A 23451-nucleotide genomic window follows, 5' to 3' on the forward strand; every position below is an offset into this window, starting at 1 on the left:
TTGTCGCTGCCGACACCGAGAGTGGACGTCGACCGGGAACCACCCGGCGTGGCAGTGAGAGGAACGACATGCCCCGATTCAACGACGTGGCCTGGTTCGAGATCGGCACCGACGATCCGGCGGCCGCCGAACAGTTCTACGGCGAGGTCTTCGGCTGGACCGTCGCCCAGGACGAGTCGGCGAGCACCGATGCCGCCTACCGCGTCATCGACACCGGCGGCTCACGCGGTGGCTTGTTCACCGGCCAGGAGAACTACGCGATCTTCACCGTGCTGGTCGAGGACGTCGAGGCCACCTGCCGCCAGGTCGAGAAGGCCGGCGGGCAGGTGCGGCGGCCACCGAGCGTCAACCCGGTCGGCGTGACGTTCGCGCACGTGCTCGACCCGGCGGGCAACCACTTCTCCGTGTTCACCCCGCCAAAGTGAGCTGCTGGACGTCGCCGTAGGGGATGTCGAGGTCCTCGGGCCGCAATCGGCGAAGCGGCGGCACCTCTGCTGTCACGGTGAAGGAGGCGATGCGGTCGGTGCGGAACGCCCGGATCTCCCGGCGCAGCCGGCACCACGCGATGAGGTACCAGTGCTCGGGCTTGCCGACGTAGCCGAGCGGCTCGATCTCCCGCCGGGTGACGGTGCCTTCGCGGTCGGCGTACCGGATGCGCAGGACACGGCGGATGGTGAGCACGGGCGGCATCGGCGGGATCGGACCGGCGCCGAGCAGGTGGACACAGGCGGCGAGGTCCTGCGCCGCGTCCGCGTCCTCCCGGCGCATCGCGGCGACCAGCTTGCGCAGCGCCGAGCGCCCTTCCGCCCGGAACGGGGTGCCGTCGAGGTGTTTCAGGGCGAGCGCCATGGCGACGGCCTCGCCGGGTGTCAGGTTGACCGGCGGCATCGTGTGCGCCTTGTCGAGGCAGTAGCCGCCGGTGCGGCCGGGCTCGGCGTAGATCGGCGTGCCGGACTGCTGCAGGGCGCTGATGTCCCGTTCGACAGTGCGGACGCTGACCTCGAACCGGTCCGCGAGCCAGCGGGCGCTGCGTGGCCGGGGCGCGACGGCGCGCAGTTCTTCGACGATGGCGTAGAGACGATCGGTTCGGTTCACGTGGATCACGGTAAGGAGGGGGTACGACAGTTTCGGTTAATCGCAGAGCTGCTTGAACTCCGCCGCGCCGGGTCGCAGGCGGAACCGGACCTCGTGGCCGAGGTCGTCGCGGAACACCGCGTCGGCCGGTGAGGTGAGCGTCATCGTGCCTTTCTGGTAGGGGTTGTCCCAGCCGGGAGGGGCGCTGCGGGCCGGGCCGATCAGCGGCGTCTCGGCTTCGTAGAACCGGTCGCCGATCTTCGCCTCGTCGACGCCGCAGTGCGTCAGGAGCGCGAAGTTCGGCAAGACCACGGGGGTGAGGGAGGGGGCGGGCGGGGGCGGGGTGGCCGGAGGCGCGGTCCCCGCCTCGGGCCGGGTGGCGACGACGGCGATTGCGCCCGCGACGAGCACGGTCGCGGCCGCCGCCACCAGCGGGGCGACCAGCCGCCGGCGGGGCGTGGGTGCTGGCGCGGGCCGGACGTCCACGGTGTCGGCGAGGGCGTGGAAGGCGCGTCGCAGGCGGTCCTCGACGTCGGTCATCGGAGTTCTCCTTCCAGCTTGGCCAGTGCGCGCGAGGCGCAGGTCTTGACGGTGCCGCGCGAGACGCCGAGCGTGTCGGCGATCTCGGCTTCGGAGAGGCCGGCCCAGTACCGGAGCACGAGCACCTCCCGTTGCCGCCGGGGCAGCCGGCGCACGGCGGCGAGCACCTCCCGGTGCTCCTCGTCGAGCAGGACGCCGGTGTCGGCGGGTGGCGCGTCGTCGCGGTCGCCGGTGCGGTGCCGCAGCCGCCGTGCCGCGCGCCGGTGTGCGGAGCGAGCGCCGTTGACGACCGAGACGCGGAGGTAGCCACCTGCCCCGTCCGGGTCGTCGAGCGGCCGGCGGCGGAAGAGGGCGAGGAAGGCGTCCTGCACGACGTCCTCGGCGAGCTCGCGGTCGCCGAGCAGCAGCACGGCGAGCCGGACCAGGCCGGGGCGGTGCGTGCGGAAGAGCTCCGCCGGGTCGAGGACGGTATCGGTGCCCAGGGTGACCTCCTTTACCAGGTACACGCCGGGCACCGGGCCTAGGTTGACAACGCGACAAAGGCGGTTGCGACAGCGGCTTCGACAGCGGCACCGAGGACGTCGCCGGTGACGCCGCCGAGCCGCTTGGTGCAGCGCCACAGGAGTGCGCCGGCGACGGCGTAGGAGAGGAGGACGGCAAGCGGCCCGCGCCACCAGGGCAGCCCGGGCAACAGCGCGGCGAGCCCGGCCGCGGCGAGCCCGACGACGACCGCGGCGGCGCGCGGGACCGAGCCGGCGACGGTCGCGCCGAGCCCGTCGGCGCGCGCCGACGGAACACCCCGCGCACAAGCCATCGACAACGTGCACCGGCCGATGAGCACGCCCGCGGCCGCCGTGGCCGGGGTGGCCGCGGTCAGCGCACCGACCTGGACGAGGAGGACCAAGACGAGGGTCGCGACCCCGGTGGGACCGGAGTCCCCGCGGCGCATGACGTCGAGGGCCTTGGCGCGGTCGTAGGAGGCCCCGAGGCCGTCGGCGGTGTCGGCGAGCCCGTCGAGGTGCAGCCCACGGCTGCCGAGCGCCACGGCCCCGAGGGCGAGCGCGGCAGTGGCGAGCGAGGACAGCCCGACGGCGGAACCGGCCCAGACGATCCCCCCGGCCACGGCGGCCAGGGGAATCGCGGCGAGGGGAGCGAGCAGCATGGCCCGCGCGGCCACCTGCCGATCGATGACGCGCGGCGCCGGCACCGGCACGGTGGTCAGCGTCCCGGCGGCCATCCGCGCGGCATCGACCCAGCGGGTCATGCCAGGTCGGCCAGCAAGCCCATGTCGGCCAGGATCGCCCGCGCCGCGCGCAGCGTCGGCACCGCCTGGACCGCTCCGCTGCCCTCGCCGAGCCGCAGCCCGAAGTCGAGGATCGGCTCCAAGCCCAGCGCCTTCAACGCGAACGCCTGCGAAGGTTCCGTCGAACGGTGGCCGGCCAGCCACCACTGCTCCGCGCCCGGGGCGATGTCCCGCGCCACCAACGCCGCCGCGCCGGAGAAGACTCCGTCCAGCACCACCGGGATCCCGAGCACCGCCGCCTGGACCAGGAAGCCCGCCGTGGCGGCGAGGCACGCGCTGCCCAGCGCCGTCAGCCGCTCGAACGGGTCCTCCGTGCGGCCCGCCGCCCGCGTCAACGCCGCCGCGACCGCCGCCGTCTTGCGCTCCAGGCCGGCCGCGTCGACTCCGGTTCCCGTGCCGACCACCTCGGCCGCCGGGAGGCCCAGCGAGGCCGCCACCAGTGCCGCGCACACCGCCGTGTTGCCGATGCCCATGTCGCCCGGGATCAGGACGTCCGCGTCGCGCTCCTCCAGGGCGAGAGCCCGGCCCGCTTCGAACGCCGACCGCGCTTCGCCCGGCAGGAGCGCGTCTTCGACGTCGATCGAGCCCGAACCGCGGCGGATCTTGTGCGCCGTCACCGACGCGGGCACGTCCGCGCCGTCCCAGTCGACGGCGATGTCCGCGACCCGCACGCGCGCCCCGACCTGGGCGGCGAGCACGTTCACGCCGCTCTTCCCGGCCAGGAACACCCGCACCATCGCCGCCGTCACCTCGCGGGGGTACGCCGAGAGCGCGGACACGCCGTGGTCGCCCGCGAAGACGACCACGCGGACGTCGTCGAGCGGGCGCGGTGGCACGGTGCCGTGCGCGGCGGCCAGCCACGCGGCGATTTCCTCGAGCCTGCCGAGCGCGCCGAGCGGCTTGACCAGTCCGTCGAGCCGGTCCAGCGCGGCCGCGCGGGCGGCGGGGTCGGGCACGGGTACGTCGAACACGGGCGCCTCCTGGCTACAGGTCGAGCGCCCGGCCCGCGACGACCAGCACGACCCGGTCGGCGTCGGCGGACACCCGGTTGTTGAGTGCGCCCAGCACATCACGGAACAGCCGTCCGGACGACGTTGCGGGCACCACACCGCTGCCGACCTCGTTGCTGACCGCGACCACCGGCACCCGCGTCGCGGCCCACGCGGCGAGGAAGTCCTCGAGCCGGTCGTCCAGGCGGTGCTCCCAGCCCGGCTTCTGCCGCCACGCGCCGACGTCGTCCAGCACGCGGGACAGCCAGGTGCCGAGGCAGTCGATCAGCAGCGGCTCGGTCGCCGTGCGCAGGATCCCGGCCAGGTCGGTCGTCTCGACGGTCTTCCAGTTCGCCGGCCGCCGCGCCTGGTGCGCGGCCACCCGCGCGGCCCATTCGGGGTCGTCTTCGCCCGCGGGCAGGCCGGGCGCGACGTAGACGAGGTGCGGGTGGTGGGCGACGAGCCGCTCGGCGTGCCGTGACTTCCCCGAGCGGACGCCGCCGAGGACCAGCACCTTGCCTTCGTCGCGCCCGTACCGGCGGAGGGCGCGAGCCAGGGTTTCCAGGTACCCGGCGAGCCGGTGCGTCAGCTTCGTCATACCGGCATTCTGGTGCACGCGCTACCGTGCGCCACGTGCCACTCCGTCTAGGGACAACCGCGGCCGGACTCGTGACCGGATACGTCGCCGACGCTCTGTTCGGTGACCCCCGAACGGGCCATCCGGTCGCCCTGTTCGGTGCCGCCGCGACTCGTGTGGAACACCGTCTGTGGGCCGATTCGAAGCCGCGCGGAGCCGCGTACGCAGCGCTGTGCACCTCCGCCGCCGTCGGCCTCGGCGTCGCGCTTCAGACGGCGACGCGGCGGCGTCCCTTCGCGCGCTTCGTCCTCACTGCCGCGTCCACGTGGGTCGTGCTCGGCGGCCGCGGGCTCGCCGCCGAAGGGGCCGAAATGGCCCGGCTGCTCGAAGCGGGCGAAGTGCCCGAAGCGCGTCAGAGGCTCTCGCACCTCTGCGCGCGCGACGCGACGACGCTCGACTCCGCCGAGCTGACCCGCGCGGCCACCGAGTCGATTGCCGAGAACACGTCGGACGCCGTGGTCGCGCCGCTGTTCTGGGGCGCCGTTGCCGGGATGCCGGGCCTCCTCGGCTACCGCGCGCTGAATACGCTGGACGCCATGGTCGGCTACCGCTCACCCCGCTACCGCCGCTTCGGCTGGGCCGCGGCCCGGGCCGACGACGTCGTCAACCTCGTGCCGTCGCGGATCGGCGCGGCGCTCACCGCGTTGTGCGCGGGCGGCCGGGCGCGGGAGTCGTGGCGGACGTGGCGCCGCGACGGCAGCCGGCACCCGAGCCCCAACGCGGGCCAGGTGGAGGCGGCCTTCGCGGGCGCGCTGGACATCCGGCTCGGCGGCACGAACAGCTACGGCGGCGAGGTCGAGAGCCGAGCGAGCCTGGGCGAAGGCCGGGCCCCGGAGCCGGTGGACCTCCGGCGAGCGGTGCGCTTGTCCCGCCGCGTGGGAGCGGCCGCGGTGGCCATCGCCGCCCTCACGGCCGTGGACAACCGCCGATGAGCGGCCTGCTCGTCGCCGGGACGACGTCCGATGCCGGGAAAAGCCTGGTCACCGCCGGGATTTGCCGGTGGCTTGCGCGGCGGGGCGTGCGGGTGGCGCCGTTCAAGGCGCAGAACATGTCCAACAACTCCATGGTCTGCGCCGACGGTGCCGAGATCGGCCGCGCCCAGTGGGTGCAGGCGCGGGCCGCCGGCGTCGAACCCGAAGCGGCGATGAACCCGGTGCTGCTCAAGCCGGGCAGCGACCGGCGCAGCCACGTCGTCGCGCTCGGCAAACCGTTCGGCACGCTCGAAGCGGGCGAGTACGCCACCGGCCGGGCCGGGCTGGCCGAGATCGCCTTCGGGGCGTTCGAAGACCTCAGCTCGCGCTACGACGTCGTCGTCTGCGAAGGCGCCGGGAGCCCGGCGGAGATCAACCTGCGCGGCGGCGACTACGTCAACATGGGGCTCGCGCGGCGGTTCGGGCTGCCGGTGCTGGTCGTCGGCGACATCGACCGCGGCGGCGTGCTGGCCGCGATGTTCGGCACCCTCGCGCTGCTTTCGGCCGAGGACCAGGCCCTCGTCGCGGGCTGGGTGGTCAACAAGTTCCGTGGCGACGTCGGGTTGCTGCGACCCGGTCTCGACAGCCTCGAGAAGGTCACCGGCCGGCCGGTGCTGGGCGTGCTGCCGTGGCTGGACCGGGTGTGGATCGACTCGGAGGACGCCCTCGCGGTGGCGGGCTGGCGCCGGGAAGCGCCCGGTGGAGGACTCGGCGTGGCGGTCGTCCGGTTCCCGCGCGCGTCCAACGCCACCGACGTCGACGCGCTGGCCGCCGAACCCGGGGTCACGGTGACGCTCACGGCCGACCCCGACGTCGTCGCGGCGGCGGACGTCGTGGTGCTGCCCGGGTCGCGTGCCACGGTGGCCGACCTGGCCTGGCTGCGCGACCGAGGTCTCGACACGGCGGTGACGGCGCGGGCCGTCGCGGGCCGCCCGGTCCTCGGCATCTGCGGCGGCTACCAGATGCTGGCGGAGTCCATTGTGGACGACTTCGAATCCGGCGCGGGCGAGGTGGCGGGCCTGGGTCTGCTGCCGGCGCGGGTGACTTTCGCCGCGGAGAAGGTCCTCGCCCGGCCCACGGGAACGTGGCGCGGAAACCGGGTGGACGCCTACGAGATCCACCACGGCTCGGTGGCCACCACGGCACCGGCGGAGTCCTTTCTGGACGGCCTGCGTGCCGGCGCGGTCTGGGGCACGATGTGGCACGGCGCCTTCGAGAACGACGGGTTCCGCCGCGCCTGGCTGACCAAGGCGGCAGCACAGGCGAGAGCGACGTGGGCCCCGGCACCGGACGCCCCCGGCTTCGCCGACCTCCGCGAGCAAATGCTGGGGAAGCTGGCGGACGCGATCGACGAGCACCTGGACACGGCGATGCTACGGACGCTGCTGGACAGCGGGGCGCCCCGGGCCCTGCCGTTCGTCCCGCCTGGCGCGCCCTAGCAGAGGGGCCGGTTGTCGCCCAGCGCCGGAGGGCAAGGCAGCGGCGGTGGAAGGGCTGCCGCCCGGCGTGTCTCACCAGTGGCGGGAGCGCGGCCGTCCGGCGTGCCTCACCAGTGCCGAGAACGCGGCCGCCCGGTGCGCGTCGCCCTTGTCAGGACCCGGCGATCCGGCCGCTCCGGCGCTGCATCCCACACGTGCCGTTCCGCTTCCCCTCCGCCCAGGCCTTCTCGTCCGGGGCGTAGCCGACCACGACCACCTCCGGGGGCAGCTCCAGCGCGTCCGCGCCGTGGAACAACGTGTCCAGGCGATCCTGGCAGCTGCGTTCCACCGCGGCCGCCGCTTCTTTCTCGCCCGGGTACGGCGTGTTCGGGCCGGCCATCGTGAACGCGTCGAGCACCAGGCCGTCGTGCTCGCCCGCGCAGGTTACGCGGACCGCGTCGTGGCCGGGGCGGGCCTTGTTGTAGCAGTTGTCGATCTCCAGGGCCGCTATCGGTGCGTTCGAGGCGCTGAGCAGGTTGGCCACCACCAGGAACACCGCGACCGGCAGGGCGACCGCCCAGACCGCGCTCGCCGCGATTCCGCCGATGGCCAGCCCGCGGCCGCGTCCGCCGGTCCGGTTGATCCGGACCAGCGCGGCGATGCCGAAGCCCACCCCCAGCACCGCCGTGACCCCGAAGAACCCCAGCACTCCGGTGATCAAGGACGCGACCGCGAACCCGTCCCGCTTGGCGGGCACGTCTTCGTTCATGAATTCCCCCTCGAGACTCCCCTGGAGAAGAGCCTAAAGGGACGAACGGGACCGCCGCTTAACGATTCGGTCAGGCCGCGACCGCGGTGCGGCGGGTCAGCGTCTTCTCCGCGAACGCGCCGAACGCCAGGCCCAGCGCCAGCCACAGCGTCACCTGGGTGCCGACCGATGCCGTCCGGAAGCTCCACAGTGTCGCGGCCGGGAACGTCGCCGGGACCTCGTCGACCACCGGCATCAGCCAGGCCACCACGCCGATCACGACGAGGTAGCCCGCCGCGGCCAGCAGGAAGCCGTTCCACGCGCCGAGGCGGTCCGCGAGCTTGCGGCCGAACACCGTCGCGAAGATGCCGACGAGCAGCGAAACCGCGACGAAGCCGAAGTACAGCTCGGTCCGGGAACCGATCGTGCCCGGCTGGCCCACCGCGGGCGGGTTGGCCGGGTACTTCAGGAACGGCACCAGGAAGACCACGGTGAACGCGCCCGCCGTCAGCAGCAGCGCCGTCACCCGCGGGCGCAGCGAGCCGAGCCGTCCCTGGGCGAACGCGAAGGCCAGCGAGAGCAGGCCGCCGATCGCGACGCCGTAGACGAGCACACCGGTCAGCAGGCCGAGCGTGCTCTGGATGTCGCGGGGGACGAGCTCTTCCTCCTCCGAAGGAGCGGGAGCCGAGGCGTCGTGCGAGTGCGCGTGGCCGCCGCCGGACTCCTCGAGCCCGATGGCGGCGTTCACCGACGGCTCACCGAAGGCGTAGGCGAACCCGAACGCGAGCACGCCGGCGATCAGGCCCGCGAGCATGCCGCGGACCAGCAAGGTCTTCATCATGGGAGTGCGTGCCCGCCGATCAGTGGCAGGGGAAGGCCAGCAGGTGCCGGCCGTCGTGCACGAACTCGTGGACGTACATGTTCGCGAACACCGCCGTGGCGCCCTGCTCGGCGCTCACGAAGTACAGCGCGATCAGGGCGAGGAGCACCACGAACCCTGCCCACGGCACGATCTCACGGATCGGGATGCGGATCGGGAGCGGAACGGCGGGAGCTGCCGTCTGGGTCATGGCGTGGCCTCCTCGGGCTTTCGCGGCCTCATCGGGGTCGAGCACGACGGTCCGGGTCTGGCTTCCCCCTGGCGGGAGTCACAGTGGCGCGACCGCGCGGACTTGCACCGCGTTCCGGAATCCGTCGTCTGGCCGGTTGAGCGTAGGTGCGCCGTTCGGGGCGCGTCAATGTGACACCGCAACTATCGGTGCGAGTTCCATCCCCATGGGGTAGCGAGCCCTCGGCTACAGTGATCGCCGTGCAGGCCCGCTACCGCTATCGACTCGAACCCGACGAGGTTCAGCGGGGAATGCTGGCGCGGACGTTCGGATGTGCCCGGGTGGTGTTCAACGACGCCATCAGGTGCCGGGACGACGCCTACCGGCTCGGGGTGAATTTGTCACCGGCCGAGGTGCAGCGACAGGTGATCACGGAGGCGAAGGCTCGCGACGAGCGGGCTTGGTTGTCCGAGGTGGCCAGCGTGGCGCTGGTGCAATCGGTGCGGGACGCGCATCGGGCGTTCTCGAACTTCTTCGCCTCGGTGAGAGGCAGACGTCGGGGCCGGAAGATCGGGCGTCCGCGGTTCAAATCGAGGAAGGACAACAGGCAGTCGTTCCGGCTCACCCGGAACGGCTTCAGCCTGCGTCCGAACGGGCGGCTGTATCTGGCGAAGGTGGGGGAGGTGCGGGTGCGCTGGTCCCGTGCTTTGCCGTCGGAGCCCAGTTCGGTCACGATCATTCGTGAACCGGACGGCGGGTACTACGCGTCCTTCGTGGTCGAGGTCGAACGGACCCCGCTCCCGCCGGTCGAACGGGAAGCAGGGGTGGATCTGGGGATCACGCGCCTGGCGACGATCGCCGACACGACGGCACGTCGATTGGAGATTCCGAACCCGAAACACCTCTCGCGCAAGCTGCGGAAACTGGCTCGGCTGGAGCGTGAAAAGGCACGGCGCGTCAAAGGTTCGGCGAACCGGGCGAAGACACGTCACCGGGTCGCTGTCCAGCACGGCAAAGTTGCTCGCGCCCGGCGGGACCACCACCACAAGCAGGCCCTCGTCCTGGTCCGCGAAAACCAAGCGGTTCACGTCGAGGACCTGAACATCGCGGGGATGGTCGGCAACCACCGGTTGGCGCGGGCGATACTCGATGCCGGGTGGGCCCAGTTCGTCAGGCTCCTCGAAGAGAAAGCCGAACGACACGGCCGTACTGTGCACAAGGTGTCTCGCTGGCTGCCCAGCTCGAAAACGTGCTCAGGCTGCGGGCACGTGCTGGCCTCCATACCGCTCAAGATCCGAGAATGGTCCTGCCCCGGCTGTGGGACCGTCCACGATCGGGACCACAACGCAGCGCTCAACATCCTCGCCGCCGGGCAGGCGGAGAGGCTAAACGCCGGTGGAGCTCCGGTAAGTCCTTCCTCCAGGGAGGTGCAGGGCGATGAAGCAGGAAGCAACCCGGACGCGGCATAGCCGCGCAGGAATCCCCGGCTCTGCTGCCGGGGAGCGTGCCAATCGAATGGTGGCGGCCCTCGATGTGGGCGGGACGACGATCAAGGCGGCGCTGCTCGACGAGCAGCTCCGGCCCCAAGCGGCACTGCGCGCGGAGACGGCTCGCAGTGCCGACGGGACGGCGCTGGCCGCGCAGACCGTGGACATCGTCGCCGCCCTGGCCGAACAGGCCGGGACCGAACGGCCCGACGCGGTCGGGGTTGTCGTGCCGGGGATCGTCGACGAACGGACTCGCGTCTGCCACTTCTCGGCCAACCTCGACTGGCGGGACGTGCACTTCGGCGAGCTGCTGGAAGAGCGGCTCGGGCTGCCCGTCGCGTTCGGGCACGACGTCACCGCCGGCGGGATCGCCGAGTTCCGCGTCGGTGCCGGGCGGGGGGCGACGAACGCCGCGTTCATCCCCGTCGGCACCGGGATCGCCGCCGCCTTGCTGCTCGACGGCCGGATCCACCGGGCGCACGGGCAGGCCGGCGAGGTCGGGCACATCGACGTCGGCCACTCCGGCAAGTGCGGCTGTGGGGCGATCGGCTGCCTGGAGGCCATCTCCTCGGCCGCCGCGATCGCGCGCCGCTACACCGAACGCACCGGGCGGCCGGCCGATGGCGCGCGCGAGGTCGTGGAGCTGGCCCGGCGCGGTGACGAGGTCGCCGTCGCCGTGGTGCAGGACGCGCTCGACGGGCTCGGCCACGGGATCCGGACGCTGCTGACGTTGCTGGGCCCGGATGTGATCGTCCTGGGCGGCGGCCTCTTCACGGCCGCCGACTACGTGCTGGAACCGGTGCGGGAGTGGCTGGCCGCGCACCTGACCTTCCAGAAGATGCCGGAGCTGCGGATCGCCGAGCTGGGCGACGAAGCCGGGCGGCTGGGCGCCGGCCTGCTGGCTTTCGACCTGCTCCAAGCGTGACGCCGGCGGCCACCACCACCGGCTGTGGTGGTGGCCGGACGGCGGTCAGAGCGCGCGCAGGAAGGCCAGCGACGGCATGAAGAAGTACTCGCCGCCCCGCAGCGTCACCGACTGCGGCACCGGGCCGGCCGTCTGCTGCGTGGCGCCGCCCCAGTCGACCGTGTAGTCGGACGAACCGCGCTCGCCCTGGCCGATCACCGGGTCGAGGCCCGGCGTGACGCCGTCGACGATCGGGAAGCGCGGGTTGTTCGCCCAGATCGCCTGCGTGAACTCGAACTGGTTGCCCAGCGCGGAGTTGAACGCCATGAACAGCAGGCCCACGCCGCCGCTCGGCCGGGCCGCGGGCGGCACGTCGGCGTTCGGGTCGTCCGGGCGGTCGCCGTACGTGACGCCGCGGCGGGCCATCAGGTGCCGCCGCTCGCCGGCCGGGTCTTCGGCGCCGCCGGAGCCGCGTGGGTTCGTCTTGCGGATGTGGGCCTGGAACGGGCACTTCAGCGCGGCGCGGTCGCTGTCGTAGGTGAAGTTGTTGGACACCGGGCTTTCCGCGCCGTCTTCCCGCTGGGTTGTCAGCGGCGTGCCGTCCTCGAACCGGCCGATGATCATCGCCCCGGCGCGCTCGCGATCTTCGCCGACGAGGCCGAGCGTGTCGGCCAGATCCGCTTCGGCCTGCTTGAACCGCCGGACGTTCTGTTCCAGTTTGCGGAAAACGAAATAGCTGCCGAAATGCACGCCGGGATCCGGCGCCGCGGGGTCGGGAACCAGGACCTGGTCCAATGGTGCCGCCGGGTTCCACACGTTGATGCCGTCGGTGTTGTTCTTCTCCGCGTCGACGTCTTCGGTGAGGAACAACGGCTGGCTGCGGCCGTCGACGTAGCCGAAGTGCTCGATGCCTTCGCCGCGCGCGTTGACGCGGCCGAGGCCGGTTTCCTCCGCGAGTACCGCGGCCGAATCCGGCAGCAGGCCGAGGATTTCGTTGCGGCGCGCGGTCATCGCCTTGTCGGTGGCGTCCCCGACGAGCACGACGGCGTGGATTTCCGCGCGGTAGCCCGGATCGAACGTCGAGCGCGGCGGGTCGGCCAGCTGCCGCCGCGTGTCCGGAGCGGCCATCCCGCGCAGGAACGCCTCGTCCTGGGGGAGGTTTTCGACGCCGAGAGCGCGGTAGCCGGCCGCGGTGAGCCCGACGCCGACGTACGGCGTTCCCCCGCCGCCTTCGGTCTTGAACGCGCTCACCTCGTCGAGGTGTGCCTTGGCGGACTTCATCTTCCCGGTGACCGAAACCAGGAAGGCGCGCGCCTCCGCGGCGTCGCCGAACGCGAGGAACAAAGCGGACAGATGGTCGCGGACGTGGGCCTTGAGGATGTTCGGCTGTAGTTCGCCGAGCATCGTCGCGGCATCGCCGGACGCCGTGGTCCAGGACAGCGTGGTGGACAGATCGATACTCATTCCGGTTCCCCTCCCCTTGTGTGCGCCCGCCTCTCGGCGGCCACCCGGCCGACCGGAATCCCCCCTCGGCCGACCGGGTCCCCTGAATACAGAGTGCAACGACGGAGGCCGGTGCTGCCACCCGTTTGCCGGATTCACACGAAAGATTAAGTTGAGCGTGAAACAGTTTCTCTGCGGAAAGAATTTGCCGCCGTGGACGACCCGGGAAATGCCCGTCGGTAATCGCCCGGTGACACACCGAACTGCTTCAAGAAGTGGTGACGCAGGTTGTTCGCGGTGCCGAGCCCGCTCAGTGCGGCGATTTTCTCCATCGCCAGCCCGGTCGACTCCAGGAGCGTCTGCGCCCGGGCGAGGCGCTGGTTGAGCAGCCACTGCAGCGGCGTCGTCCCGGTGGCGCGCCGCAGCTGCCGGTAGAAGGTGCGCGGGCTGACCGCGGCCCGGCGGGCCATGTCCTCGATCGTCAGGGGGCGGTCGAGGTGCGCGCGGGCCCAGTCCAGCACCGGGGCGAGGCCCGCGGAGTCGGTGGCGGGGACGGACAGGTCGACGTACTGCGCCTGGCCGCCGGGGCGGTGTGCGGGCACGACCAGCCGGCGGGCCAGCTGGTTGGCGACGTGCGCGCCGAGGTCGCGGCGGACCAGGTGCAGGCAGAGGTCGAGGCCGGCGGTCATCCCGGCGCTGGTGAGCACGTCGCCGTCGTCGACGTAGAGGACCGAGTCGTCGACCAGTACCGCCGGGTGGCGTTCGGCGAGCTGGGCGGTGTGCATCCAGTGGGCGGTGGCGCGGCGGCCGTCGAGCAGCCCGGCCGCGGCGAGCGCGAAGGCGCCGGTGCACAGCGACACCATCCTCGCGCCGTTGCGGTGGGCGCTGCGGAGGGCCGCGACGAGGTCGTCGGGCACCGGCACGCCGTCCTCGACGCAGGCGTCCGGGACCGAGGGCACGATGACCGTGCCGGCGCCGTCCAGGCCGTCGAGCCCGTACGGCGTCCGCAGGGCCAGGCCGGGTACGCCCGGCGGTGCGGAGCCGGCACCGCAGATCCGCAGGTCGTACCAGGGATCGGCCAGGTCGGGCTGTGGCACGCCGAACACCGTGGCGGCGATGCTCACCTCGTACAGGTCCCAGGACCGCAGCCCGATTTCCTCGGGCACGACCAGGGCGACGGATCCCGCGTTCATGCCTCGATCGTATGGCAGGAATTTGGTGACAGTGGTCAGTGGCGCCACTGGTTGGGTGCTCCCGGCGCTGCGAATCTGGCCGCAGAAGATCGGCAACCACTTGAGGAGCAACGAGATGAAGCAGCCTGTGACCGTCCTCGGCCTGGGGTCGATGGGCTCGGCACTGGCCGGGGCCCTGCTGGACCACGGTCACCCGGTGACCGTCTGGAACCGCACGGCGGAGAAGGCGGCGCCGCTGACGCGCCGGGGAGCGCGGCTCGCGGCCACGCCCGCGGACGCGATCGCGGCGAGCCCGCTCGTGGTCGCCTGCGTGCTCGACTACGGCGTGCTGCGCGCGTTGGTCGAGCCGGAGTCGTTGCGGGGCAAGGACTTCGTCAACCTGACGTCCGGTTCGCCGGAGCAGGCGGCGGAAGCGGCGGAGTGGTTCGGCGAGCGCGGTGCGGGGTACCTCGACGGCGCGATCATGACCACCCCGGAGGGCGTGGGCTCGGCGGAGGTGATGTTCCTGTACAGCGGGCCGCGGCCGGTGTTCGACGCGCACTCGCCGGCGCTGGCGGCCCTGGGCGACCCGGTGTACCTGGGGGAGGAGCCGGGCCGGGCGTCCCTGTACGACGCGGCCCTGCTGGGCCTGATGTGGTCGGCGATGGCCGGCTGGCTCCACGGCGCGGCGCTGGTGGGGGCGGAGAAGACGACGGCGGCGGAGTTCACGCCGGTGGCGATCCGCTGGCTGGGAACGGTGAACCGGTTCCTGACGCGCTACGCGGACCAGGTCGACGAGGGCCGGTACCCGGGCGACGACGCCACGGTGGACGTGCAGGTGGCGGCGATCGGGCACCTCATCCACGCGGCCGGGGCGCGCGGGGTGGACAACGCGTTGCCGGAGTTGCTGAAGGAGATGATGGAACGGGCGAGCGCGGCCGGGCACGGGGCGGACAGCTTCGCGAGCCTGGTGGAGGTGTTCGCGGGCCGGGTGGCGGCGAGGTAGGGGAACCGGGTGGGCCGGGTCCGGCGGTGCGGTGGCCGGTCCGGCTTGCGCAACCGCGACCACTGGGGAACTCGGGGTTGACGTGGCTAGTTGTTTCAGTCGAGACTGAAACAACAAGACCCCTCGGCCCCGGAGGAGAGCGGTGGCCCCCCCGGGCGACCAGGACGAGGTGCTGCGGTGGATCGAGCGGGTGGCCACGTTCTGCGTGGAGGAATGGGCGCTCCCGCCGATCACCGGGCGCATCCTCGGCCTGCTGATGATCTGCGACCCGCCCGAGCGCTCCGCCGGCATGATCGCCGAGACGATCCACGCCAGCCGCGCTTCGCTGACCTCGAACATGCGGTTCCTCGCCGCCATCGGGCTGGTCCGCAAGGTTCGCGTGCCGGGTGACCGCACCACCTACTACCGCATCGAGGACGACGCCTGGCACAAGGTGATCCAGCGCAAGCTCGACAGCCTCGGTGCCTTCGGCGACATCGCCGACGAGGGCGCGAAACTCGCCGGCGGCCGCGGGCCCCGGACCGAACGCATCCGCGCCGCCCAGCGGTCCCTGACCTGGCTGCGTGACATCGCCGCCCGCCATCCCCCGAAACCCTGAGGACTTCCCGTGCAAACTCCGGACCTGGATCCGCTCCGGGAAACCTTGCTGCTCACCCTCTACGCGAGGGCTCTGGACGCCGAGCTGCCCCAGCCGATCCTCGGCGACACCCACTCCGCGGGCATCGCCGGCTCGATCGACTACGACTTCGCCAAGCTCAGGCTCAAGCCCAGCCTCGTCTGCGGGACTGCCCTGCGCGCCAAGAAACTCGACGAAGCGGTCCGGGCCTTCGTCGCCGCCCACCCGGACGCCGTCGTCCTCGACCTCGGGTGCGGGCTCGACACCCGCGTCCTCCGCTGCGACCCGCCCGCCGGCGTCGACTGGTACGACGTCGACTTCCCCGACGTCGTCGCCCTGCGGCCGCGGTTCGTCCCGGACCGGTCCCGGTGCGTCGGCGCCGACCTGACCACCTCGGGCTGGCTCGACCCGCTGCCCCGCGACCGGCCGGCCATGATCGTCGCCGAAGGCCTGCTGCCGTTCCTGCCCGGCGACGCCTTCCAGCGGATGACCCGCGAGCTGACCGCGCACTTCGGCACCGGCGAACTCGCCGTCAACGGCTACACCCGCTTCGCCGCCTGGTCGATGAAGTACCACCCGACGATCAAGGCCATCGGCATCACCGCCGCGCAGGGCTTCGACGATCCGCACGAGCCCGAGACCTGGGACGCCGGCCTGACCCTGGTCGAGGAACAACTGCTCGCCCGTGCCCCGGAAGTCGACGGCTTCCCCCAGCCGCTGCGCGCGGCCACCCGGCTCATGAGCCACAGCACCGCACTGTCCCGGCAGGGCACGCGCATCCTCCGCTACCGGTTCTGAAAGGTGGGACAGCGCCGGCGGCGGTGGCGACGATGACACCTCCGCCGGCGCCGGGTCTTACGCGATCGGCCGGTCCGTCGGCGCGATCGGGCGGGGCAGGACGTCACGTCCGGTCAGGTAGGCGTCGACGCCGGCCGCGGCGCTGCGGCCCTCCGCGATCGCCCACACGATCAGCGACTGGCCGCGGCCCATGTCGCCGGCCACGAACACGTTGTCCAGGCTCGTCTTGAACGCCTTGTCGCGCGCCACGTTCCCACGCGCGTCCAGCTCGACGCCGAGGTCGGAGAGCAGGCCCTCCTTCTGCGGCCCGAGGAAGCCCATCGCCAGCAGGACCAGCTGCGCGGGCAGCTCGCGTTCCGTGCCGGGCACGGGGACGAACTTACCGCCCTCGTTGCGGACCTCGACGAGCTTCAACGCCCGCACGCGGCCGTCGGAATCACCCAGGAACTCCTGCGTGTTCACCGCGTACAGCCGCTCGCCGCCCTCTTCGTGCGCCGAGGACACCCGGTAGATCATCGGGTACGTCGGCCACGGGTGCGCGTCCGAACGCGTCTCGGGCGGCTTGGGCATGATCTCCAGCTGCGTCACCGAACGCGCGCCCTGGCGGTGCGACGTGCCGACGCAGTCCGCGCCCGTGTCACCGCCGCCGATGACCACGACGTCGAGGCCCTTGGCGTCGAAGGGGGAGACGTCGAGCTCGCCCGAAGCCACCCGGTTCGCCGGCGGCAGGAACTCCATCGCCTGGTGGATGCCGGCCAGCTCGCGGCCGGGGATCGGCAGGTCGCGCCAGTCGGTCGCGCCACCGGCGAGAACCACGGCGTCGTAACCCAAAAGCTCGGCGACCGGCATGTCCACGCCGACGTTCACCGACGCCCGGAACTCCGTCCCCTCGGCGCGCATCTGGTCGAGCCGCCGGTCCAGGCGCGACTTCTCCATCTTGAACTCGGGGATGCCGTAGCGCAGCAGCCCGCCGATCTTGTCGGCCCGCTCGAGGACCACGACGCTGTGGCCCGCGCGCGTCAGCTGCTGCGCCGCGGCGAGACCCGACGGGCCGGAGCCGACCACGGCGACCTTCTTGCCCGTGAGAGCCGTAGGCGGCTGCGGCGTCACCCAGCCCTCGTCGAAGGCCCGGTCGATGATCGAGATCTCGACCCGCTTGATCGTCACCGGGTCGTCGTTGATCCCGAGCACACAAGCCGTTTCGCACGGTGCCGGGCACAGCGTCCCGGTGAACTCCGGGAAGTTGTTCGTCGCGTGCAGCCGTTCGATGGCCTGCTGCCAGTCCTCGCGCCAGGTCAGCGTGTTCCACTCCGGGATGAGGTTCCCGAGCGGGCAGCCCTGGTGGCAGAACGGGATGCCGCAGTCCATGCAACGGCCGGCCTGCTTCTGCAGCTTCGTGGTGGCGAAGTCCTCGTAGACCTCGCGCCAGTCCATCAGCCGCAGGTCGACCGGACGGCGCTTCGGCTCTTCGCGGGTGGTGGTCAGAAAGCCCTTGGGGTCAGCCATGTGCGGCCTCCATGATCGCCTCGTTCACGTCGCGCCCGTCACGCTCGGCCTGCACCTGCGCCGCGAGCACGCGCTTGTAGTCCTTCGGCATGACCTTCCCGAAGCGGTCGATGCCCGCGTCCCAGTCGGCCAGCAGTTCCCGCGCGACCGCGGATTCCGTTTCGTCGTAGTGCTTTTCCAGCGTCTCCCGCAGGAAGTCCGCGTCGTCGGAGTCGAGCGGGTCGAGGTCGACCATCTCCGGGTTGACGCGGTGCGCGGGCAGGTCCAGCACGTAGGCGATGCCACCGGACATACCGGCCGCGAAGTTGCGCCCGATCGGGCCGAGCACGACCATCCGGCCGCCCGTCATGTACTCGCCGCCGTGGTCGCCGACGCCTTCGACGACGGCCAGCGCACCCGAGTTGCGCACGCAGAACCGCTCGCCGACCTTGCCGCGGATGAAGATCTCGCCGCTGGTCGCGCCGTAGGCGATGACGTTGCCGGCGATGATGTGGTCCTCGGCGGCGTACTGCGCCTCCCGCGGCGGCCGCACGATCAGCCGGCCGCCGGAGAGGCCCTTGCCGACGTAGTCGTTGCCGTCGCCGTACAGGCGCAGCGTGATGCCCTTCGGCACGAACGCGCCGAACGACTGGCCCGCGGTGCCGGTGAAGGTGACGTCGATGGTGTCGTCGGGCAGGCCTTCGCCGCCCCACCGCTTGGTCAGCTCCGAGCCGAGCATGGTGCCGACGGTCCGGTTCACGTTGCGCACCGGCAGTTCCAGCCGCACCTTGTCGCCGGAGTTCAACGCGCCCTCGGCCAGCTGGATCAGCGTGTTGTCGAGCGCCTTCTCCAGGCCGTGGTCCTGCTTGGTCTGCTGCAGCCGCAGCCCGGCCGGGGCCATGTCGGGCACGTGGAAGATCGGCGACAGGTCGAGCCCGGACGCCTTCCAGTGGTCGATGGCCTTGCGCTTGTCGAGGAACTCGGCGTGCCCGACGGCCTCGGCGATCGACCGGAAGCCCAGCTCCGCCAGGTACTCGCGCACTTCCTGGGCGATGAACTCGAAGAAGTTGACGACGTACTCGGCCTTGCCGCTGAACTTCTCGCGCAGCTTCGGGTTCTGCGTCGCGACGCCCACCGGGCACGTGTCGAGGTGGCAGACGCGCATCATGATGCAGCCCGACACCACGAGCGGCGCGGTCGCGAAGCCGAACTCCTCGGCGCCGAGCAGCGCCGCGACGACGACGTCGCGGCCGGTCTTCAGCTGGCCGTCGGTCTGCACCACGATCCGGTCGCGCAGCCGGTTGGCCAGCAGCGTCTGCTGCGTCTCGGCCAGGCCGAGCTCCCACGGGCCACCCGCGTGCTTGATCGAGGACAGGGGCGACGCGCCCGTCCCGCCGTCGTGACCCGAGATGAGCACCACGTCGGCGTGCGCCTTGGAGACGCCCGCCGCGACCGTGCCGACGCCGACCTCGGACACGAGCTTCACGTGGATGCGCGCGTTCGGGTTGGCGTTCTTGAGGTCGTGGATCAGCTGCGCCAGGTCCTCGATCGAGTAGATGTCGTGGTGCGGCGGCGGCGAAATCAGGCCGACACCCGGCGTCGAGAACCGCGTCTTCGCGATCCACGGGTACACCTTCGCGCCGGGCAGCTGCCCGCCTTCGCCGGGCTTCGCGCCCTGCGCCATCTTGATCTGGATGTCGTCGGCGTTGACGAGGTACTCGCTCGTGACGCCGAACCGGCCGGACGCGACCTGTTTGACGGCGCTTCGCCGCTCCGGGTCGTAGAGCCGCTCCGCGTCTTCGCCGCCCTCACCGGTGTTGGACTTGCCGCCGAGGCGGTTCATCGCGATGGCGAGGGTCTGGTGCATCTCCATCGAGATCGAGCCGTAGGAGATCGCGCCGGTGGCGAACCGCTTGACGATCTCGGAGACCGGCTCGACCTCCTCGATCGGCACCGGCGCGCGCTTGCCGTACTTGAAGTCGAACAGGCCGCGCAGCGTCAGCAGCTTCTCGGCCTGGTCGTCGACGGCCTTCGTGTACTCCTTGAAGATCTCGTACTTCCCGGACCGCGTGGAGTGCTGGAGCTTGAAGACGGTCTGCGGGTTGAACAGGTGCGGCTCGCCTTCGCGGCGCCACTGGTAGTCCGCGCCGGTCTCCAGCTCGCGGTGGGCGGCCCGGACGCCGTCGGCCGGGAACGCGTACTTGTGCCGCTTCGCGACTTCGTCGGCGAGGGTTTCGAAGCCGACGCCGCCGAGGCGGGACGTCGTGCCGGTGAAGCAGTTCTCGATGACCTCTTCGCCGAGCCCGATCGCCTCGAAGATCTGCGCGCCGGTGTAGGACGCGACGGTCGAAACGCCCATCTTGGACATCGTCTTGCGGACGCCCTTGCCGAGCGCCTTGATCAGGTTCTGCGTGGCCTGCTTCGGCGTCACACCCGGGATCAGGCCCTGGTGCGCCATCTCCTCGACGGTCGCCATCGCCAGGTACGGGTTCACCGCGGCGACGCCGTAGCCGATCAGCAGCGCGATGTGGTGCACCTCGCGCGCGTCGCCGGCCTCGACGATGAGGCCGACCTGCGTGCGCGTCTTCTCTCGGACGAGGTGGTGGTGCACCGCGCCGGTGAGCAGCAGCGAGGGGATCGGCGCGTGGTTTTCGTCGACGCCGCGGTCGGACAGCACGATCAGCCGGGCGCCGTCCTCGATCGCCTCCGAAACCTCGGCGCGGATCTCGTCCAGCCGCTTGACCAGCGCGTCGCCGCCGCCGTGCACGTTGTACCGGCCGAGCACGGTGACCGCCTGGAACTCCGGCAGGTCGCCGTCGTCGTTGACGTGCACCAGCTTGGCGAACTGGTCGTTGTCGAGCACCGGGAACGGCAGCACGATCCGGCGGCAGCTGGCCGCGTTGCCCTCCAGGAGGTTCGGCTCCGCGCCGATCTGGGTGCCGAGCGCGGTGACGAGCTCCTCGCGGATGGCGTCCAGCGGCGGGTTCGTCACCTGGGCGAACAGCTGGGTGAAGTAGTCGAAGATCAGCCGCGGCCGGCTCGAGAGCGGGGCGAGCGGCGAGTCGTTGCCCATCGAGCCGATCGGCTCCGCGCCGGTGCGGGCCATCGGCTCGAGGATGGCTTCGAGCTCTTCCTCGGTGTAGCCGAACGCCTGCTGGCGGCGGACGAGCGCGGCGTGCAGCGGGACCTCGCGGTCGCGCTCGGGCAGGTCTTCCAGGTGCACGAGACCGGCGTCGACCCATTCGTCGTACGGGTGCGCGGTGGCCAGTTCGGTCTTGACCTCTTCGTCCTCGATGATCCGGCCTTCGACGGTGTCCACGAGGAACATCCGGCCGGGTTCGAGGCGTCCCTTCCGGACGATCGTCGCCGGGTCGATGTCGAGCACACCGACTTCGGAGGCGAGCACGACGAGGCCGTCGTCGGTCACCCAGTACCGGCCGGGGCGCAGGCCGTTGCGGTCGAGGACCGCCCCGATCTGGCTGCCGTCGGTGAAGGCGACCAGCGCCGGGCCGTCCCACGGCTCCATCAGCGTCGAGTGGAACTCGTAGAACGCGCGCCGCGCGGGGTCCATCTCCTGGTGGTTCTCCCAGGCCTCCGGGATCATCATCAGGACGGCGTGGGGCAGCGAGCGGCCACCGAGGTGCAGCAGTTCGAGGACCTCGTCGAAGCTCGCCGAGTCGCTGGCGCCGCGGGTGATCACCGGGTAGACGCGCTTGAGGTCGCCCGGGATGAGGTCGGTTTCCAGCAGCGCCTCGCGGGCGTCCATCCAGTTGCGGTTGCCGCGCAACGTGTTGATCTCGCCGTTGTGCGCCACGTACCGGTACGGGTGGGCCAGCGGCCACGACGGGAACGTGTTGGTGGAGAACCGGGAGTGCACCAGGCCGATGGCGCTGGTGACGCGCTCGTCGGTGAGGTCGGCGAAGAACCGCTCGACCTGCGGCTCGGTGAGCATTCCTTTGTAGACGATCGTGCGCGAGGACAGCGACGGGAAGTACACGTCGTCCTCGACGAGCTCGTGCTCGGCGCGCTTGCGGACGCAGAACGCGCTGCGCTCGATGTGCAGCGGGTCCGAGTGCTCCGGCTTCGGGCGGCGCGCGGCGAGGAACAGCTGCGTGAAGTGCGGCATGGTCTCGGCCGCGGTCGGCCCGCAGTGCTCGGTGTGCACCGGCAGCTCGCGCCAGCCGAGGACGCGCATGTCCTCCTCGGCGGCGATGCGCTCGATGGTCGTCATGGCCCGGCCGCGGCGCTTTTCGTCCTGCGGCAGGAAAGCCGTGCCGACGGCGTAGGCGCCGGGCTCGGGGAGCTCGAAGTCCACGACCGCGCGGTAGAACTCGTCCGGGATCTGGATCAGCAGGCCGGCGCCGTCGCCGGTGTCCGGTTCGGCGCCACGAGCCCCGCGATGTTCCAGATTGCGCAACGCGACCAGGGCCTTGGCGACGATCGCATGATCGCGGCGTCCGGTCAGATCGGCGACGAAGGCGACACCGCAGGCGTCGTGTTCGTAGTCGCTCCGGTAGAGGCCCTCGGCCTCGGCGTTGCTGAGCTGCTCCCGGGACGGGGGCAGGGAACTGGCACGGTGGGTCACGGCTGGCCGCCTCCCAAGGCGTTGGCGCGACCGGTACTCACTCCATCGAGTGGTTCGAAGCTGAACCGGTTAACGAAGTGGTCCGGTACCGCGATGGTCAGTCGAGAACAGTTGTGGTTCTGCTCGAAGTGCAAGATGCCGCGAGTCATCGGCCGGGCTGCAAGCCCGGAAACGGTCATCTGGGAGGCCGCACAACACTGGGCAGCCGAACATGTCGGGTGCTGCGAGCGCGCACAGGTCGGCCACTGTGGTGGGGGCCGTCCGGAGCGCGCGGTGTTACTCCCGGGTTCGCCGGGTCTTATGACGATAGTGTGAATTCGCTGTTATCGACATACGTCGTTGCGTCCGGGTGGGAAATGCCACGCTTGCGTTGACGCGTCACGGGGTAGTCCCATATGCCGGGCTGGGTCTCCCGTAGAGCGGGCTATAGCGTCGCTGACCTGCGCAAACGTCCGTCCGAAGTGGTTCGGGGCGGCTGCCGGGCGCCCGCTTCGGGGTGGCAAGCTGGACACATGGCGGACTCCTCCGATGACTGATCGTTATCTCTCCGTGGCTCGCGAAGCGGTCCACGAGATCGAGATCAAGCGCTCGAGGTTCCTCTGCGCGCTCGCTCCGGTGACGTCGGAAGAGGCGGCGCGCGCGTTCATCGCGGCCCGCCGCCGCGCGGATCCGGGCGCGCGGCACCACTGCCACGCGTTCGTTTTGGGGCCAGACGGGCGAACCCGGCGGTCCAGTGACGACGGTGAGCCGGCGGGCACGGCGGGCACGCCGATGCTGGAGGTGCTGCGCCGCCGCGAGCTGACCGACACGGTCGCGGTGGTGACGCGCTACTTCGGCGGGGTCCTGCTCGGCGCGGGCGGGCTGATCCGCGCGTACGGTCAGTCCGTTTCGGACGCTGTGGAAGTTGTTGGTGTACTAGAACACCGGCGTCTCAGCCTGGTCGAGGTGGCGGTGAGCTACGACCGTGCGGGCCGGCTGGAGAACGACCTGCGCGCGTCGCCGTACCTGCTCCACGCAACCCGCTTCGACGAGCTGGCTCGCTTCCAGATCGGCCTGGCGCCGGGCGAAGCCGACGCTTTCCGCGGCTGGCTCGCCGACCTCACCAACGGCGAAGCGACGACGACGGAACTCGGCGACCACTGGGTGACCCGTCGTGAGTGAGAAACAGTGTTATAAAACAGTTTTATAAATACGAACCTGAGTGGGAGTAACCAACCAGGCCCCCC

22 protein-coding genes are annotated in these 23451 nt (G+C 71.5%); 9 read left to right on the forward strand and 13 right to left on the reverse strand.

The window, feature by feature from the left end; all coding sequences use genetic code 11:
• The first annotated feature begins 68 nt into the window (after positions 1 to 68).
• Positions 69 to 425, forward strand: coding sequence for a VOC family protein (locus tag I4Q55_RS17935; protein ID WP_206789115.1), 357 nt, complete (start codon positions 69 to 71; stop codon positions 423 to 425).
• Here I4Q55_RS17935 and I4Q55_RS17940 read toward each other — a convergent pair.
• Genes I4Q55_RS17940 through I4Q55_RS17965 form a run of 6 tightly spaced genes read right to left on the reverse strand, consistent with a single transcriptional unit; the run spans position 409 to position 4504 of the window.
• Complete coding sequence (locus I4Q55_RS17940) at positions 409 to 1095, reverse strand: YafY family protein (protein ID WP_307793240.1); 687 nt, start codon at positions 1093 to 1095, stop codon at positions 409 to 411. The genes I4Q55_RS17935 and I4Q55_RS17940 overlap by 17 nt on opposite strands.
• Before the next feature lie 36 nt (positions 1096 to 1131).
• Positions 1132 to 1614: a hypothetical protein gene (locus tag I4Q55_RS17945; RefSeq protein WP_206789119.1), complete on the reverse strand. Its 483-nt coding sequence runs from the start codon at positions 1612 to 1614 to the stop codon at positions 1132 to 1134.
• On the reverse strand, positions 1611 to 2129 hold the full coding sequence (locus I4Q55_RS17950) for a SigE family RNA polymerase sigma factor (RefSeq protein ID WP_307793241.1): 519 nt from the start codon (positions 2127 to 2129) through the stop codon (positions 1611 to 1613). The genes I4Q55_RS17945 and I4Q55_RS17950 overlap by 4 nt, the downstream gene beginning before the upstream one ends.
• 5 nt (positions 2130 to 2134) lie before the next feature.
• Positions 2135 to 2878: an adenosylcobinamide-GDP ribazoletransferase gene (locus tag I4Q55_RS17955; RefSeq protein WP_242546190.1), complete on the reverse strand. Its 744-nt coding sequence runs from the start codon at positions 2876 to 2878 to the stop codon at positions 2135 to 2137.
• Positions 2875 to 3888, reverse strand: coding sequence for a nicotinate-nucleotide--dimethylbenzimidazole phosphoribosyltransferase (cobT, locus tag I4Q55_RS17960; protein WP_206789121.1), 1014 nt, complete (start codon positions 3886 to 3888; stop codon positions 2875 to 2877). Before cobT ends, I4Q55_RS17955 begins: the two co-directional genes overlap by 4 nt.
• A gap of 13 nt (positions 3889 to 3901) precedes the next feature.
• Positions 3902 to 4504 carry a bifunctional adenosylcobinamide kinase/adenosylcobinamide-phosphate guanylyltransferase gene (locus tag I4Q55_RS17965; protein WP_206789122.1) on the reverse strand — a complete coding sequence of 201 codons (603 nt, stop codon included), beginning with the start codon at positions 4502 to 4504 and terminating at the stop codon, positions 3902 to 3904.
• Positions 4505 to 4539: 35 nt separating this feature from the next.
• Here I4Q55_RS17965 and I4Q55_RS17970 point away from each other — a divergent pair, with 35 nt between their 5' ends.
• Complete coding sequence (locus tag I4Q55_RS17970; RefSeq protein WP_206789123.1) at positions 4540 to 5475, forward strand: cobalamin biosynthesis protein; 936 nt, start codon at positions 4540 to 4542, stop codon at positions 5473 to 5475.
• A complete protein-coding gene (locus I4Q55_RS17975) occupies positions 5472 to 6953 on the forward strand; it encodes a cobyric acid synthase (protein WP_206789124.1) in 1482 nt (493 codons plus the stop codon). Before I4Q55_RS17970 ends, I4Q55_RS17975 begins: the two co-directional genes overlap by 4 nt.
• Before the next feature lie 151 nt (positions 6954 to 7104).
• On the opposite strand, the gene I4Q55_RS17980 is transcribed toward I4Q55_RS17975, so the two are convergent.
• The 3 genes from I4Q55_RS17980 to I4Q55_RS17990 form a co-directional block, all read right to left on the reverse strand.
• Complete coding sequence (locus I4Q55_RS17980; protein WP_206789125.1) at positions 7105 to 7701, reverse strand: DUF4190 domain-containing protein; 597 nt, start codon at positions 7699 to 7701, stop codon at positions 7105 to 7107.
• Between the two features lie 70 nt (positions 7702 to 7771).
• Positions 7772 to 8521, reverse strand: coding sequence for a CbtA family protein (locus I4Q55_RS17985; protein WP_206789126.1), 750 nt, complete (start codon positions 8519 to 8521; stop codon positions 7772 to 7774).
• Positions 8522 to 8540: 19 nt separating this feature from the next.
• Entirely contained in the window at positions 8541 to 8750 is a 210-nt protein-coding gene (locus tag I4Q55_RS17990; protein WP_206789127.1) for a CbtB-domain containing protein, read from the reverse strand.
• Between the two features lie 239 nt (positions 8751 to 8989).
• On the opposite strand from I4Q55_RS17990, the gene I4Q55_RS17995 reads away from it, so the two are divergent.
• Both I4Q55_RS17995 and I4Q55_RS18000 read left to right on the forward strand, forming a co-directional pair.
• On the forward strand, positions 8990 to 10198 hold the full coding sequence (locus I4Q55_RS17995) for an RNA-guided endonuclease TnpB family protein (RefSeq protein ID WP_206789128.1): 1209 nt from the start codon (positions 8990 to 8992) through the stop codon (positions 10196 to 10198).
• A 46-nt stretch (positions 10199 to 10244) separates the two neighbouring features.
• On the forward strand, positions 10245 to 11141 hold the full coding sequence (locus I4Q55_RS18000; protein ID WP_206789130.1) for an ROK family protein: 897 nt from the start codon (positions 10245 to 10247) through the stop codon (positions 11139 to 11141).
• A 45-nt stretch (positions 11142 to 11186) separates the two neighbouring features.
• On the opposite strand, the gene I4Q55_RS18005 is transcribed toward I4Q55_RS18000, so the two are convergent.
• Positions 11187 to 12584 (reverse strand): Dyp-type peroxidase, encoded by a 1398-nt coding sequence (locus I4Q55_RS18005; protein WP_206789132.1) that lies wholly within the window; start codon positions 12582 to 12584, stop codon positions 11187 to 11189.
• Between the two features lie 146 nt (positions 12585 to 12730).
• Entirely contained in the window at positions 12731 to 13756 is a 1026-nt protein-coding gene (locus tag I4Q55_RS18010) for a helix-turn-helix domain-containing protein (RefSeq protein ID WP_206789133.1), read from the reverse strand.
• Positions 13757 to 13871: 115 nt separating this feature from the next.
• Between I4Q55_RS18010 and I4Q55_RS18015 the strand changes: the two genes are divergently transcribed.
• The 3 genes from I4Q55_RS18015 (at position 13872) to I4Q55_RS18025 (ending at position 16155) form a co-directional block, all read left to right on the forward strand.
• Positions 13872 to 14741, forward strand: a complete 870-nt coding sequence (locus tag I4Q55_RS18015) for an NAD(P)-dependent oxidoreductase (protein WP_206789134.1) — start codon at positions 13872 to 13874, stop codon at positions 14739 to 14741.
• A 142-nt stretch (positions 14742 to 14883) separates the two neighbouring features.
• Positions 14884 to 15339 carry a GbsR/MarR family transcriptional regulator gene (locus I4Q55_RS18020; protein ID WP_206789135.1) on the forward strand — a complete coding sequence of 152 codons (456 nt, stop codon included), beginning with the start codon at positions 14884 to 14886 and terminating at the stop codon, positions 15337 to 15339.
• Positions 15340 to 15348: 9 nt separating this feature from the next.
• Positions 15349 to 16155 (forward strand): class I SAM-dependent methyltransferase, encoded by an 807-nt coding sequence (locus I4Q55_RS18025; protein WP_206789136.1) that lies wholly within the window; start codon positions 15349 to 15351, stop codon positions 16153 to 16155.
• A 57-nt stretch (positions 16156 to 16212) separates the two neighbouring features.
• On the opposite strand, the gene I4Q55_RS18030 is transcribed toward I4Q55_RS18025, so the two are convergent.
• Together I4Q55_RS18030 and gltB are read right to left on the reverse strand one after the other, a co-directional pair.
• Positions 16213 to 17661: a glutamate synthase subunit beta gene (locus I4Q55_RS18030; protein ID WP_206789137.1), complete on the reverse strand. Its 1449-nt coding sequence runs from the start codon at positions 17659 to 17661 to the stop codon at positions 16213 to 16215.
• Positions 17654 to 22225 carry a glutamate synthase large subunit gene (gene gltB / locus I4Q55_RS18035; protein WP_206789138.1) on the reverse strand — a complete coding sequence of 1524 codons (4572 nt, stop codon included), beginning with the start codon at positions 22223 to 22225 and terminating at the stop codon, positions 17654 to 17656. Before gltB ends, I4Q55_RS18030 begins: the two co-directional genes overlap by 8 nt.
• 528 nt (positions 22226 to 22753) lie before the next feature.
• On the opposite strand from gltB, the gene I4Q55_RS18040 reads away from it, so the two are divergent.
• Complete coding sequence (locus I4Q55_RS18040) at positions 22754 to 23386, forward strand: YigZ family protein (RefSeq protein ID WP_206789139.1); 633 nt, start codon at positions 22754 to 22756, stop codon at positions 23384 to 23386.
• Positions 23387 to 23451: the final 65 nt, after the last annotated feature.

Source organism: Amycolatopsis sp. MtRt-6 (genome assembly GCF_017308975.1).
Classification (GTDB): Bacteria; Actinomycetota; Actinomycetes; order Mycobacteriales; family Pseudonocardiaceae; genus Amycolatopsis.